The 14,146-nt window shown below is 41.7% G+C and carries 14 protein-coding genes; 6 read left to right on the plus strand and 8 right to left on the minus strand.

The genetic code is table 11. From position 1 onward, the window contains the following. Positions 1 to 57: 57 nt before the first annotated feature. On the minus strand, positions 58 to 714 hold the full coding sequence (locus MST17_RS14055) for an HAD family phosphatase (protein WP_078189728.1): 657 nt from the start codon (positions 712 to 714) through the stop codon (positions 58 to 60). Positions 715 to 895: 181 nt separating this feature from the next. Here MST17_RS14055 and MST17_RS14060 point away from each other — a divergent pair, with 181 nt between their 5' ends. The 4 genes from MST17_RS14060 (at position 896) to MST17_RS14075 (ending at position 4,487) form a co-directional block, all read left to right on the plus strand. Next, positions 896 to 1,375, plus strand: a complete 480-nt coding sequence (locus MST17_RS14060; protein ID WP_180010168.1) for an RNA pyrophosphohydrolase — start codon at positions 896 to 898, stop codon at positions 1,373 to 1,375. A gap of 77 nt (positions 1,376 to 1,452) precedes the next feature. Continuing rightward, a complete protein-coding gene (gene ptsP / locus MST17_RS14065) occupies positions 1,453 to 3,750 on the plus strand; it encodes a phosphoenolpyruvate--protein phosphotransferase (RefSeq protein WP_168377918.1) in 2,298 nt (765 codons plus the stop codon). Positions 3,751 to 3,829: 79 nt separating this feature from the next. Continuing rightward, positions 3,830 to 4,258, plus strand: a complete 429-nt coding sequence (locus MST17_RS14070) for a hypothetical protein (RefSeq protein ID WP_180082394.1) — start codon at positions 3,830 to 3,832, stop codon at positions 4,256 to 4,258. A 67-nt stretch (positions 4,259 to 4,325) separates the two neighbouring features. Continuing rightward, on the plus strand, positions 4,326 to 4,487 hold the full coding sequence (locus MST17_RS14075; RefSeq protein ID WP_180010167.1) for a hypothetical protein: 162 nt from the start codon (positions 4,326 to 4,328) through the stop codon (positions 4,485 to 4,487). Positions 4,488 to 4,509: 22 nt separating this feature from the next. On the opposite strand, the gene MST17_RS14080 is transcribed toward MST17_RS14075, so the two are convergent. Further along, on the minus strand, positions 4,510 to 4,710 hold the full coding sequence (locus MST17_RS14080; protein WP_067764150.1) for a hypothetical protein: 201 nt from the start codon (positions 4,708 to 4,710) through the stop codon (positions 4,510 to 4,512). A 184-nt stretch (positions 4,711 to 4,894) separates the two neighbouring features. Beyond that, on the minus strand, positions 4,895 to 6,556 hold the full coding sequence (locus tag MST17_RS14085) for an acyl-CoA dehydrogenase family protein (protein WP_180026621.1): 1,662 nt from the start codon (positions 6,554 to 6,556) through the stop codon (positions 4,895 to 4,897). Positions 6,557 to 6,647: 91 nt separating this feature from the next. Between MST17_RS14085 and MST17_RS14090 the strand changes: the two genes are divergently transcribed. Further along, entirely contained in the window at positions 6,648 to 7,256 is a 609-nt protein-coding gene (locus MST17_RS14090; protein ID WP_180007140.1) for a TetR/AcrR family transcriptional regulator, read from the plus strand. A 204-nt stretch (positions 7,257 to 7,460) separates the two neighbouring features. Here the strand turns inward: MST17_RS14090 and MST17_RS17230 are convergent, their stop codons facing one another. Next, positions 7,461 to 7,640, minus strand: coding sequence for a hypothetical protein (locus MST17_RS17230; protein ID WP_180026622.1), 180 nt, complete (start codon positions 7,638 to 7,640; stop codon positions 7,461 to 7,463). A 130-nt stretch (positions 7,641 to 7,770) separates the two neighbouring features. Further along, a complete protein-coding gene (locus MST17_RS17235; protein WP_180026623.1) occupies positions 7,771 to 8,010 on the minus strand; it encodes a hypothetical protein in 240 nt (79 codons plus the stop codon). Between the two features lie 1,166 nt (positions 8,011 to 9,176). Between MST17_RS17235 and MST17_RS14100 the strand changes: the two genes are divergently transcribed. Continuing rightward, on the plus strand, positions 9,177 to 10,697 hold the full coding sequence (locus MST17_RS14100; protein WP_180026624.1) for a catalase: 1,521 nt from the start codon (positions 9,177 to 9,179) through the stop codon (positions 10,695 to 10,697). Between the two features lie 81 nt (positions 10,698 to 10,778). Here the strand turns inward: MST17_RS14100 and MST17_RS14105 are convergent, their stop codons facing one another. From MST17_RS14105 to MST17_RS14115, 3 genes are all read right to left on the minus strand, one after another. Continuing rightward, a complete protein-coding gene (locus tag MST17_RS14105) occupies positions 10,779 to 11,834 on the minus strand; it encodes an MBL fold metallo-hydrolase (protein ID WP_180026625.1) in 1,056 nt (351 codons plus the stop codon). 60 nt (positions 11,835 to 11,894) lie between these two features. Next, complete coding sequence (locus MST17_RS14110; RefSeq protein ID WP_078192768.1) at positions 11,895 to 12,836, minus strand: cation diffusion facilitator family transporter; 942 nt, start codon at positions 12,834 to 12,836, stop codon at positions 11,895 to 11,897. A gap of 231 nt (positions 12,837 to 13,067) precedes the next feature. Beyond that, complete coding sequence (locus tag MST17_RS14115) at positions 13,068 to 13,970, minus strand: DMT family transporter (RefSeq protein ID WP_168377924.1); 903 nt, start codon at positions 13,968 to 13,970, stop codon at positions 13,068 to 13,070. Positions 13,971 to 14,146 lie beyond the last annotated feature (176 nt).

Consider the following 14,146-nt stretch of genomic DNA (forward strand, 5'->3'; position numbering starts at 1 on the left):
ATCAAAAGGACGTCAAATAAAAAAGCATCTAATGATGCTTTTTTATCATATCTATTTTTAGGCTTGAATTGACCAGTCTTGAATGTCCCAACCTTGTTCTTTTGCAAGGACTTCTAAACGGTCATCTGGGTTAATTGCAAAGGCATGATCGGCATATTCCAATAGGAAGCGGTCATTAATCGAATCTGAATAGGCCCAAGATTCTGTCACATCACGACCTTCTAACCATTGATTCAAACGGACTAATTTGCCCTTTTGGTAGCACGGAGTATTAATCACTTTACCCGTATATTTACCATCCACAACTTCGGCATTGGTCGCAATGATTTCAGTAATACCAAATTCACGAAAAATCGGTGCGGTAATAAAATCAGACGTTGCGGTGATCCCGACCAATTGATGTCCTGCATCTTGATGGCGCTGAATGGCAGCAAAGCCCTCAGGACGCATTTGCGCACGAATAACTTTTTTCATAAACAACTGATGTAACTCAGTTAAGTAGGCATTGTCATGTTGAGTTAAAAACTCAAATACAAATTCATTATAAGCAATCGGGTCAAGCTGGCCTTTTTTATAATCATCATAAAATTTATCATTCATGGCACGATGATGAATTGGATCAACCAAGCCTTCATTGACCAAAAACTCCCCCCAAGAATGGTCTGAGTCGGTATTTAATAAGGTGTGATCAAGGTCAAACAGTGCCAATTTCATGAAAATACTCGTAAAAGCTGAAATTTAAGAAAAAAATTGTAAATCTATCTCCGCTAGTCGATAGAAATTCGTTAAGATCATAACAATTTTAACATTTTTACACTTTGCTTTTTCGAGATGGACACAGAAATAAACGTCCCCGTGAGCAAAGTCATAAATTACACAATATTTAGGTAGCCAAATGATCGATTCAGAAGGTTTCCGACCCAACGTCGGGATCATTTTGGCAAACGACATTGGACAAGTTTTATGGGCAAAGCGCATTGGTCACAATGCCTGGCAATTTCCACAAGGAGGTATCCAACATGGAGAAACCCCCGAACAGGCACTTTACCGTGAGCTGAGAGAAGAAGTTGGCTTACTGCCCCAACACGTCCAGGTGATAGCACAAACCCAAGGGTGGTTGCGCTATCGTTTGCCACATCGGTATATACGTACGGATTCAGACCCCGTTTGTATTGGTCAAAAACAAAAGTGGTTTTTATTAAAACTGACGGCTTCGGCACAGCATATTCAGCTGGATTTGTCAGACCCACCAGAGTTTGATCAATGGCAATGGGTCAGCTATTGGTACCCTTTGGGTCAAGTGGTGAATTTTAAACGCGATGTATATCGTAAAGCCATGGTGGAGCTGTGCAATCAGCTTCCGCAAAAACCGTAAAAATTTGCAGAATGGATGCAGATTTTTAGGATGAGTGTTGTTATAAATAAAGCAGAATAAATTTTGGAGCAGACACGATGTCGAACATGCAACTGGATACCTTAAGACGCATAGTCCAAGAGATTAATGCGTCGGCCAGTTTGCATGAATCTTTAGACATTATGGTCAATCAAGTGGCCGAAGCCATGCATGTGGATGTCTGCTCAATCTACTTGCTTGATGAACGAAATCATCGTTATTTACTAATGGCTTCTAAGGGTTTAAACCCTGAAGCCGTTGGGCATGTCTCTTTGCATACCAGTGAGGGTTTGGTCGGCTTAGTTGGACAACGTGAAGAAATCGTCAACTTAGACAATGCACCCAAACACGAACGCTTTATGTATCTGCCAGAAACGGGGGAAGAAATTTACAATTCCTTCCTCGGTGTTCCGGTGATGTATCGCCGTAAAGTTATGGGCGTCTTGGTGGTTCAAAACAAAGAGCCTCAAGACTTTAGCGAAGCTGCCGAATCTTTCCTCGTGACCTTGTGCGCTCAACTTTCAGGGGTGATTGCCCATGCACATGCCGTCGGGAATATCGAAGTCTTTCGTAAGCCCAACAACCTCCCTGCCTATAAAACTTTCCAAGGTATTTCTGGTTCAGGCGGTATTGCGCTAGGTCGTGCAGTCATCCTGTATCCACCTGCTGACTTGGCTTCAGTCCCCGATCGTGAAGCCGATGACATCAGTGAAGAACTCGAATTACTCGACAATGCCATAGACGCAGTTCGTCAAGAAATTCTGTCCCTCGATGAAAAAATGCAAGATGCCCTCATGGCCGAAGAACGTGCATTATTTAGCGTGTTCTTGCGAATGCTCGATGCCAATGCCCTCCCCGCGGAAATCAAAAGTGAAATTCGTGACGGTAACTGGGCACAAGGTTCGGTACGCATTGTTATTGATAAACACATTGCGCTGTTTGCACAGATGGAAGATGACTATCTCCGTGAACGTGTTTCAGACTTAAAAGATCTGGGGCGTCGTATCTTGGCTTATTTACAAGAAGCAGATGCCAGTCACCGTGAAATCACCGATGAAAGCATTTTAATTGGTGAGGAAATTTCTACGGCTGCCTTGGTTGAACTCCCTGTCGATAAAATCGCGGCGATTGTGACCACCGAAGGTGCCATGAACTCACACATGGTGATTGTGGCACGTGCCCTCGGCATTCCAACTGTAGTCGGCGTGACTGAACTGCCAATTAATACCCTCGATGATGTCGAAATGATTGTCGATGCACATCAAGGCCGTGTATTCATCAATCCACCTCGTCGTTTACGCACACGCTATAAAGAGATTCAAAAAGAAGAAGAGCAAATTGCCAAAGATCTGAAGCAATACGAAACCAAAGATGCCATCACCCCTGATGGTGTTGCAGTTCGATTGTTTGTAAATACTGGCTTGATGATCGATGTGGTTCGCGGTGTACAACGTGGCGCCAAAGGTGTCGGTCTATACCGTTCTGAAATTCCGTTTATGCTGCGTGATCGCTTCCCTGGTGAAGAAGAACAGCGCGCTATTTATCGTCAACAGCTGAGTCATTTTGCCAATAAACCAGTGGTGATGCGTACCCTCGATATTGGTGCAGATAAAGACCTGCCTTATTTCTCGATTGAAGAAGAAAACTCAGCACTGGGTTGGCGTGGAATTCGCTTTACTCTCGATCATCCTGAGATTTTTTCAGCCCAAATTCGTGCCATGCTCAAAGCCAGTATTGGCCTGAACAACTTGCATATATTGCTGCCGATGGTGACCAGTGTCAGCGAAGTCGAAGAAGCGTTGTATTTGCTCGATCGTGACTGGCAAGCGGTGCAAGAAGAAGAACAGGTGAAAATTACCAAACCCAAAATCGGCATCATGGTCGAAGTGCCGAGTGTGCTGTTACAGATCGATGAGTTTGCTGAATTGGTTGACTTCTTCTCGGTCGGATCTAACGATTTAACCCAATACTTACTTGCGGTTGACCGTAATAACCCACGGGTTGCCAATGTCTATTCACACTCACACCCAGCCGTACTTCGTGCGCTGACTCGCTTGGTGCAAGAATGTCATAAATACGACAAGCCGATTAGTATTTGTGGAGAAATGGCCGGTGATCCACTCACAGCTATTTTACTGATGGCGATGGGCTTTAATACCCTATCGATGAGTTCGAGTAATATCCTGAAAGTTCGTAAAGCCATCTGCCATGTGCCGATGCCAGATGCAAAAGAGCTCTTGGATCGTGCTTTGAGCATGAATAATCCACTGATGGTGAAAAGCATGATGGAGTACTACTTCAAGACTCATGGTCTTGGTGATATGGTGAAATCGGCAACCCGAATCGTGAGTGCTTAAGAACACTCATGTAAAATAATAAAATGAGGTGATGATGGATTTTTTATTTTTTCTGGCTTTTGTCGCCATTGCCTTTTATATGACAAAGATCCATCCGCAACTCAAACAAAAAATGTTAGAGCTGCAACACGATACACCGATTGAAAAAGTATCCTCAACTCGACCTAGACCGCCCCAAGCACAACAAGTCAATATACGCCCAACCAAGCCAACAAAATCCAAAGCTCCGGTCAGCCGCTCTCGTATTCCCCCCTTACTCGGTATAGAAATTACTGCGTCACAGCAGCGCCGCTTAGGTAAAAATGATCCATCGGTGCTGGCTGCACAGCGCGCCAAACAGCTAAATCAGACGCAGCACAGCGACGCAACATGGTTTGAGCAATTGACCAGTCAGGTGGAACACGTACTTCAGCAACCTAATAACGCCGTAAAACATCAAAGCACAGCGTCTAGACCACAACAAAAATCCACATTCAACAAAATGTTTGAAGACTTATTTTCAAAATAAGCGGTGTTTTAATGTTCAATATTTCAACTCAAAACCAATGCTTTAAATCCTGCATGGAACCACCTAAATGAACGTTGGTATCTTATTATTCAACGAAGTTGAAGTCTTAGATGCTGCGGGGATTTCTTCGGGGATCCATGCATCGCTTTATATTGTGGCCAAATTGCATGGCTTAGAGATTGCGAAGCAAACAGCAAAACGTATGGAATATGATGTGGAATTTGTTTAAGCAGATGTTGAAGCCGAATCATTTAGTAGACTAAAAACTGAGAAAATACACTGAAATAAAAAGGGAGATAATCATTCGAATATCCCCCTTTTTTGTGCTTTGCATAGCCGCGTTTTGCATTTTTCTTTCGATCTACAAAAGTTTGGCTTTTGTTAAAATCGTTCATGTGTTTTGCCACAAAGTTGCGAACTTCAACTTCAGGCAGGACTTTTTTCTTTGCCATTTGCATTCACCTTTTTGCCTATACAGCACCCTCGTACTGTAGTGCATATATTGATCTATTTTTAGATTTTTTCAAGCACTTTCCTATGGCTTTTTGATACAGCGTAGTTAGCCCCAAGGCCATAAAAAAATTGCTTTGCCACATTTTTCCCCCTCTCCCAAAGGGAGAGGAAAATACGTTGCATTTAACTTGCGAAAGCTCTTTCCAGCAAACGCTCCACATCGACCATTTTGGCGTCCAACATCCCCACTACTTGCCCATGTTTAGCGCTATAACGGCTTTGAATAAAGCCATTTGCTACATAGTCAGGCGCATAGCGTTTCAGTAAAACCGTTTGTGCCAAGACCGTTAAACGGCTCACTAGACTGCGCCCCATAAATTGTAAATCTTCAGGCGATTGATGGAACAACCTGAACAAGTCCTGCAATTCTGTTTGCAAGCTTTCATCTGTACTTGCTGTACTGGCCAAATCTTTAAACAGCACCTCAATAGATTCAGGATCACGCCCAATCGCGCGCAGCACATCTAGGCACATAACATTGCCTGAACCTTCCCAAATGGTATTCACAGGTGCTTCTTTAAAAATGCGCGCCATGATGCCGTTATCAACATAACCATTACCACCAAAGACTTCCATCATCTCACCAGTTAGTTCGACTGCACGTTTACAAATCCAAAACTTAGCTGCTGGGGTCATAATGCGTTTCCATGCCACAGACAAGGCATCATCTGATTCATAGCACTGCGCCAAATGAAAACTGAGCTGCGTCGCTGCTTCACTCTCTAAAGCCAAATCTGCCAAAACTGCACGCATTAAGGGTTGTTCAATCAAATGTTTACCAAAAGCCTGACGCTGACGAGTATAGGCAATGCATTGCACCAAAGCTTGACGCAGCATGGCGCTCGAACCGACCGAACAGGTCAGACGGGTATAATTTGCCATTTCAATAATGGTTGGAATGCCACGCCCTGCCTCACCAATCATAATGCCCCATGCATTTTTGAATTCGACTTCCGAGCTTGAATTACTGCGGTTACCGACTTTTTCTTTTAGGCGTTGCACCTGAATATTATTCTTCGTGCCATCTTCCAACCAACGCGGCACAAAGAAACAAGCCAAGCCATCTTGTTCGGTTTTTGCCACCACCAAATGCGCATCACACATCGGTGCAGAGAAAAACCATTTATGCCCCGTGAGTAAATAAGCTTTGCCTCGTCCTGTTTCTGCCACAGGCACAGCTATAGTTTCATTAGCACGTACATCTGAACCGCCCTGCTTTTCGGTCATGCCCATACCGAGCCAAATCGACTTTTTCTGCGCAATCGGTACATCGCGTTCATCATATTCAGTCGATAGTAGTTTCTCGCCAATTTTCGCCCATAGTTCAGGTTCGCGCTGAATGAGTGGAATACTGCCGAGCGTCATTGAATTTGGACATAAATTGCCGCACTCGACCTGACCTGCTAAATAAAAACGTGCTGCCCACTCCACCCATTTTGCCTTGGAATTTGGCTGATTAAATGGATGTGCATGGGTATCAAACTGGCGGTTGAGACCCATCCATTTATGCCATGAGGGATGAAACTCGATAAAGTCAGTACGGCGACCACGCGCATCAAAGGCATGTAATATTGGCGTGTGTTTATTGGCTAAAGCCCCATGCTGAAAATATTCGCTCGAACCTGCGACTTTGCCCATTTCACATAAAGTCGGCTGATCATGGCTGCCGTAGCGTTTTAAGATTTCGTGTAAAACCGTATCACTTGAAAATAGATTGTAGCTTTCCAGTTCATCAAATTGGTTGCTGATTTGATGTGTCATCCATGTCTGTTCTAATGTATTCATCGTCTATATTTTCCGCTTGTTCTTGTTGGCGTTTCATTTCAGTATAGAGAAAATTTAAAGCATAGACGTTCGGTTTTCCGCACTAAAAAATATGAAGCATTCAGCCATTCAAATACGGCGCAAGCCACGTCAATCTCGTGCCAAACTGACCCAAGAAGCCTTACAGGACAGTTTTGTTCGGCTTTTGCATGAGCGCCCTGCCAGTCAAATTACCATTCGTGAAATTACCGACCTTGCAGGCGTTGGCTTAGGGACATTTTATGAATATTTTTCCAAGAAGGAAGATTTGATTGCGCTGACCATTCATTTACATGTGAAGCACAATGCCGAACAGATGAAAACTTATGCACAATCGCTGATGAAGTTATCCACAGATTTGGATTTTCAAGAGTATTTACAGCAAATCATCCACTTCCAAATTGAGCAAATTCAAGCGCAGCAGTTTTTATGGTCACAGGTGTTTTTATTGGAACGGCGGATTTCAGATATTGAAAGTTACCGTAAAAGTTATGTCATGATGGTGCAAATGTGGCAACACATGCTTAAGCCTTTTATAAATAACGAGGAAAAGCTCAAGCCAATGGCTTTAAATATACAAAGAGTGTGTTATGGCTTTGTGTCGCAAAGCTTGTTGATCGTACCAAACTTTACTGAATGGGATGAATTAAAGCGAGATATAATTCATATGTTGCGCGATTAGACTTCGCGGACAAGTCTAATGACGTTTCAAATGCATTGGTGAATAAAATAAAGTCATGTTATTTACAAAAAATCGGCTCTTAAACCAGTTATTTTAGATATTTAGGAAATTCATTTTTACGGTAGAAGAAAATCATTCATCACTTGTTTCATCCGTCAATAAAAGTGCTTTAGAAGTTAAGCTTTTATTGCCAGCTTACTTGTCTCATTTATACGCCTTTGCAATGCTGGCCAGTTGTAAGCTCTTTAAAAATTCAGCCGTATATTTTGGACTATGGCCTAATGCACCACGATGATCACCATTTGGGATCGCCTGATAGACTACTGGCAATTTTTTATTTGCACACTTTTTGGTAATAACTTTGAGTACCAAGGTGATCGACAAATGGTCTGCGGCGCCTTAAACAAACATCAGTGTTACGGTTAGGGTCATATATTCAATCGACTGCCGTTTTAAATAGCTTAGGGATGGCCTTAAGTCTGAATTTTTTAAAAGATTGGCTGAGGTGCTTGTTTTAACTCAGTTTGTAGTTCTGACAAACAGCGTTTACGGCCTGATTTAATAAAGACTGCATATCTGGACTAACCAGTTGATTTACATTGATCGATGGATCTGCTGCGGCTGCTCCCAACAACAGGATTGGGAAAAATGCCGCTACGTTGGTATCTGGATTTGGATTGGTTTCTACGTATTCAGCAATACATTCATATTGATAACCACCCGGTGCCAAGGGTATTGCAGCTTTAAGATTCAATTCAAGCGCATCTTTTTGTCCCTGAGCTGCAACCGCAATAGCAGCTGCACCACCTTGACTATGCCCCCATCACCATCCAGTCTTTATTAAATTGCTTCGGCTTCCAAGAATGCAGTGCATGTACAGAATCCACCAAATTATAAACTTAACTGACTACATTCATATAAGGGTGCTGTTTTGGCTTACCTAGTCCTTGATAATCTGTTGTAACCACTACATAGCCATGCCTCAAACAACTGTCGATTGCACCATCTATGACTAGTTGCAAACTATACACAGGCCCATTGTATAATCACTTGAAGGAGCACTTGTATCAGCCACACAGTCGTGCCATGTGCTCATGCCAATACGGTCCAGTCTTGTTTAAGTGCTTATCCATTTGGGAGTAAAATATATCCCGAGGTCAAAATGGGTTCGCCATTAACCCCCTCAACTACGATATGCGATCACGTAAGGTTGCCTAGTATGTTGATATGATGTAGGAATCGATTCAAGCTGGAGTGACAACACCTGACCTGACAACAATAAAGATAGGTGTGCCAACTAGCATCACCCCATAAAGAATTTATTTACAATTTTCTAAAACAACTTAGACCACTTGCCAATATTTCTTCAGCTGTATTTTTAGCTTATTTTAAGTATTAAATAATGTCTTTAATGTTGAAAAGCTCTGCAATATTAACAACATAAAAATGTCTTTCATTAACTAGAATCAGCTAAAAAACCTATATTAAGGCCAAAATCCATAATAAAAATATGGATTTAGATATTTCGTCCTGTTCTACCTATCATAGCTATATATTTGAGTTTAATTCATGGATAAAATATTAAAACAAAATATATAAATAAATAATATAAATTCAATAACTTAATCAATCGAATTAACCATTTATTCAAAACTATTTTTCCATTTGTCAAAAGCCACAGAAAGCTTTAGAGTCAATAAGTATATAAAGATTTTTAAGCTTTTAACGGCTACAGTTTTATGACTTCTCTTCGATTGATTGCTGCTTGAAAAATTTTAGAATGAGAGAAAAACTGTTGTCACATTGTCACTTTAAAATGAATTAACAAAACGGTTAATGTCATGTGCTGTTGAGCGTGTTATCAATTGAAAGTTTATAACTCCCAACTTTAATACATGATTATAATAATGGAGATACTCAATGAGCGACGACGTTAAAAAATGTCCTGTCACCCACCTAACAACTGATGCTGGTGCTCCTGTTGTAGACAACCAGAACAGTATGACGGCAGGTGCACGTGGTCCTTTACTTGCCCAAGACCTATGGCTTAATGAAAAACTCGGTAATTTCGTTCGTGAAGTAATTCCAGAGCGTCGTATGCATGCCAAAGGTTCTGGTGCTTTCGGTACGTTTACCGTGACTAACGATATTACCCAATATACCCGCGCTAAAATTTTCTCAGAAGTTGGTAAAAAAACTGAACTTTTTGCTCGTTTCTCTACCGTAGCGGGTGAGCGTGGTGCTGCAGATGCAGAACGCGATATTCGTGGTTTTGCCCTGAAATTCTATACTGAAGAAGGTAATTGGGATTTAGTTGGTAATAACACACCTGTCTTCTTCCTACGTGATGCTCGTAAATTCCCTGACTTAAACAAAGCAGTAAAACGCGATCCTAAAACCAATAAGCGTAGTGCAACTAATAACTGGGATTTTTGGACTTTACTTCCTGAAGCTCTACACCAAGTTACTATTGTGATGTCTGACCGCGGTATTCCAGATGGTTACCGTCATATGCATGGTTTTGGTAGCCATACCTTCAGTTTTATTAATGCTAATAATGAACGCTTCTGGGTTAAATTCCACATGCGCACTCAACAAGGCATTAAAAACTTAACCGATGCTGAAGCTGAAGCGATTATTGCCAAAGACCGTGAAAGCTCACAAACCGATCTGTTCAATGCAATTGAACGCGGCGATTTTCCAAAATGGAAAATGTACGTTCAAATCATGCCTGAACTTGATGCAGAAAAAGTACCTTATCACCCATTTGATTTAACCAAAGTATGGCCTAAAGGCGACTATCCGTTGATTGAAGTGGGTGAATTCGAACTCAACCGTAACCCTGAAAACTATTTCCAAGATGTTGAACAAGCCGCTTTTACACCAAGTAACTTGGTGCCGGGCATTAGCTTCTCACCTGACCGTATGCTGCAAGCGCGTTTATTCAACTATGCTGATGCTGCACGTTATCGCGTGGGTGTAAACCATTACCAAATTCCTGTAAATGCACCACGTTGCCCTGTTCACTCGAACCGTCGTGATGGTCAAGGCCGTATGGATGGTAACTATGGTGCAACACCGCATTATGAACCAAACAGCTTCAGCCAATGGCAAGAGCAACCACAATACAAAGAACCACCATTGAAAATTACTGGTGATGCTGACTTGTGGGATTATCGTGAAGATGACAGCGACTATTTCAGTCAACCACGTGCATTATTCAACTTAATGAATGATGAACAAAAACAAGCATTGTTTAATAACACTGCTGGCGCAATGGGCGATGCACTCGACTTCATCAAATATCGTCATATCCGTAACTGTTACGCATGTGATCCAGCTTATGGTGAAGGTGTTGCAAAAGCATTAGGCTTAACTGTAGCGGATGCGCAAGCTGCTCGTGCAACTGATCCAGCTCAAGGTAATCCAGGCTTGCTTTAAGTTTTATCTTTGAATAAAAAAACCACCTTTTAAGGTGGTTTTTTCTTGGCATTAAATATTCCAATTACCTTCTATTAATCCTTAAACAATCAATTTTTTGCCTTCATGCATGGTTAAAAATGGATTCATTAACTTTGATGTTTTTCGCATGGCTTGATGTAAGTCATGTTCAGGTTGGTCTCTAGCTTCATCAGTCAACTGAAAAGTCCGATAATGCATGGCCAATGAACATTTTGACTGTAAATCTTTATGCGCCTGAAAAGCTTCTTCGGGATTCATGTGCAAATATTTCATTAAACGACGTGGCTCATAAGCTCCAATCGGTAATAACGCTACTCGGGGTGCACCTAAGCGTGTATGGATTTGTTTGAAATGTGCAGCATAGCCCGTATCTCCAGCAAAGAAGAAATGTCCTGTACTATGCACGATGGAAAAACCTCCCCATAAGGCATGATTTTGATCTCGCCAACCACGCCCTGAGCCATGCTGTGCAGGCGTATAAACGATACGCAAATCTTCAAACATTTCCGATTGCCACCAATCAAGTTCAATGACATTGAAATGTGTGGGTAAATAATAAGCATTGCCTAAACCAGTATAAATCGGCATAGCAAATTGTTCATGTAACCAATTCAAGGTTGCTAAATCCATATGATCATAATGATTATGGCTCAGTAAAACCCCATGAATTGTAGGTAATTCTTCTAAGGCAATTCCTGCAGGACAAGCACGTCGTGGTCCAGTCCCTTGACGTGGTCCTGCATACTCCGCCCATACAGGATCGGTCAAAAAATTATATGGCCCAATTTGAATTAGCACCGTAGCATGCCCAACAAACCAAACTAACCAATCATCCATTTTAGCCAAAGGTCGATTTTGCGGAATGCTACGCGAAGAAGCAAAAAACTGTTGGTATTCTTGCTCACGATCTACTTTCCATGTATCGCTTTTACGCGTCATGATCCATTTCAGCATATCTTTACGCGTAAACGCATCTGGATTTCGAAGGGTATTAAAAAAATTTTCCCCATTAAAATGGTCAGTTGCCAGATAATCAAATACAGGCTTCGTCCACGTATGTTTCATACAGCTTTTAGTACTGATTTGAAACTGTGCTGATTGAGTTTTTTGATTCATGTGTATTTAAAATTCATTCACTATGCTGACAAACCTTGCAAAGTATTTAACCTCGCAGACCTATTGATCAAGACGACCTTTCATGCGCTCAAGCCAAACCTTCCGAGATTGAGGCTTGACAAAGAGTGCCACAATTTCAGGATGAAGCTGTTTAATTTGTGCTTCAATTCTGTTGACACAAGCTTCTATATCATCTGACGTTAAATTATCTTTAAATTCAAGACTCAAAGATGCCAAAACTTGATGTGCACCCATCTGCTCTGTTAACACCCCATTGGCAGAATGCACTGCTGGATCTTGCTCTGCAACCATCAAGACATTATGCCTCAATTGTGGGTCAGCAGTTTCTCCCATGAGCAATCCTTTAGTCTCACGTGCAAGTAAGATCGCTGAAATAGCGAGCACCACACCAATTAGAATTGATGCCAGACCATCAAGCATTGGCATATTCAGCGCGTGTGATAAATAGATACCGATCAGGGCAATAAACAGACCAATCAGCGCTGCTGAATCTTCAAATAACACGGTAAATGTCGTCGGATCTTTACTGCGTCGAAATGCTTCAAAATAGCCCTGTTTCCCTTTGATTTTACGAAATGCTTTCAATGCCACAAACCAAGAGGTCCCTTCACACAAAATCGCAATACCTAATACGATATAGTTAATCATCGGATTTTGCATTTCTTCGGGGTGATAAATATGACTAATCCCTTGATAAATCGACACGATCGCACCCAAAGCAAAGACCATCAACGCCACAATAAAAGCCCAAAAATACAGCTCTCGCCCATAGCCAAACGGATGGCGTGCATTTGCTGGCTGCTGCGATTTTTTCATACCGTAGAGCAGTAAGATTTCATTTAAAGTATCAACCACAGAGTGAATAGCTTCACTCAACATGGCAGAACTATTCGTGATATAGGCAGCGACAAACTTCACCAGTGCAATCGCTAAATTGCCGAAGAGCGCTGCATATACCACGATTTTGTTAGATTCAGACATTTAAAATTGTCCTAAATTTATTTTTATCAAACAGATCTATTTGATTTTATAGCTCATTCCATAGTACTCAAACTGACTGTAGCTGTTGTTTGTTATTTTGTTGTTTTTACACCAACTGTCGATTGTTTCGACAATGCCATCATATTCCATGTGAAACACGCTCTTTAGCGCAAAGGTATAGAACAAAAAAGGAAGCCGCAGCTTCCTTATAATTCTGTAGATGTACGAGGTTCAACGTACTTTATTAAAATACTGCTCGCGCCACTCTTTCCAAAAGTACATCACAATACCAAACATCACGACCACGATTCCAACAAAGGCATTGGAGCTAATATGTTCACTGTTCAACGTAGCTCCCAAAACCAATGCTATGACAGGTGTCATCACATTACTGAGTGACACCGTTGATGCGGCCAAACGTCTTATAAGCCAGAAGTAACACAGCATTGCCACAATGGATGACATGATCATGGTAAAGACAAATCCAATCATCGCACGGCCACTTGGCAATTCGGTTGGAAAATGCTGCCAAATAAATGGAATAATGAGCATCGATCCTAAAGCAGAAACAATCAGGGAACCGGTTGCCTGTGACATCGGCTTTAACGGTGCATTAATCTGCTTCACCCAAAAAATCGAACTAATATACGACACCATGCTGATTAGCATCAGTACAACGCCAATTGGATTGACTTTGCTATCAGCAGAATCTGCAAAGACAAAAGTTAGACCTCCCACTGCAACCGCCATGCCCAACCACTGCAAAGCGACCAATTTATGTGTTTTTAAAATTACATGCCCAATCAAACCGGCAATTAAGGGTGAAAAACCAAAAATCAGTGCCATTAAACCAGAGGTGAGATAATTGGCTGCCAGATAAATAAACAACTGTGCGCCAATCAAATTCAAACTCCCTGCCACATAACTTTTTAATGAGGTTTCATCAAACGGCAAAGGATCACGCATCAATTTCAATAGAAACAGCGCAATAATAGATGCGCCGAAGTAACGGATAATCAACACCCACATCGGATGTATTTCCTGCACACTCCACACAATCGCGAGCGGCGTCGTCGCCCAAATCAGTACCAAAAGAGCATATATACTTGCCGTCAGCGGCAGTGAAGATTTCATTTCATTCTCAAATTTGATTGTTCTAACGACTTAACTTGAAACCCACTATTCAGATCTGGAACTACTCGTAAGACCATTAACTAATAAAGTTTAAGACCAATTATTGTTCTCCCCTTTATCAACTAAATTGGAGGCGGTATGAATGCCACCCGATCGTTTGGGGTATAAGGACTTCT

Origin of the sequence: Acinetobacter sp. YH16056_T (assembly GCF_024605895.1) — a bacterium.
GTDB lineage: Bacteria > Pseudomonadota > Gammaproteobacteria > Pseudomonadales > Moraxellaceae > Acinetobacter > Acinetobacter amyesii.

Excerpts from the sequence above, each read along its gene's own strand:
- MST17_RS14055 (WP_078189728.1), bottom strand. The coding sequence starts at position 714 with ATGAAATTGGCACTGTTTGACCTTGATCACACCTTATTAAATACCGAC.
- MST17_RS14060 (WP_180010168.1), top strand. The coding sequence starts at position 896 with ATGATCGATTCAGAAGGTTTCCGACCCAACGTCGGGATCATTTTGGCA.
- ptsP (WP_168377918.1), top strand. The coding sequence starts at position 1,453 with ATGTCGAACATGCAACTGGATACCTTAAGACGCATAGTCCAAGAGATT.
- MST17_RS14070 (WP_180082394.1), top strand. The coding sequence starts at position 3,830 with ATGACAAAGATCCATCCGCAACTCAAACAAAAAATGTTAGAGCTGCAA.
- MST17_RS14075 (WP_180010167.1), top strand. The coding sequence starts at position 4,326 with ATGAACGTTGGTATCTTATTATTCAACGAAGTTGAAGTCTTAGATGCT.
- MST17_RS14080 (WP_067764150.1), bottom strand. The coding sequence starts at position 4,710 with ATGGCAAAGAAAAAAGTCCTGCCTGAAGTTGAAGTTCGCAACTTTGTG.
- MST17_RS14085 (WP_180026621.1), bottom strand. The coding sequence starts at position 6,556 with ATGAATACATTAGAACAGACATGGATGACACATCAAATCAGCAACCAA.
- MST17_RS14090 (WP_180007140.1), top strand. The coding sequence starts at position 6,648 with ATGAAGCATTCAGCCATTCAAATACGGCGCAAGCCACGTCAATCTCGT.
- MST17_RS14100 (WP_180026624.1), top strand. The coding sequence starts at position 9,177 with ATGAGCGACGACGTTAAAAAATGTCCTGTCACCCACCTAACAACTGAT.
- MST17_RS14105 (WP_180026625.1), bottom strand. The coding sequence starts at position 11,834 with ATGAATCAAAAAACTCAATCAGCACAGTTTCAAATCAGTACTAAAAGC.
- MST17_RS14110 (WP_078192768.1), bottom strand. The coding sequence starts at position 12,836 with ATGTCTGAATCTAACAAAATCGTGGTATATGCAGCGCTCTTCGGCAAT.
- MST17_RS14115 (WP_168377924.1), bottom strand. The coding sequence starts at position 13,970 with ATGAAATCTTCACTGCCGCTGACGGCAAGTATATATGCTCTTTTGGTA.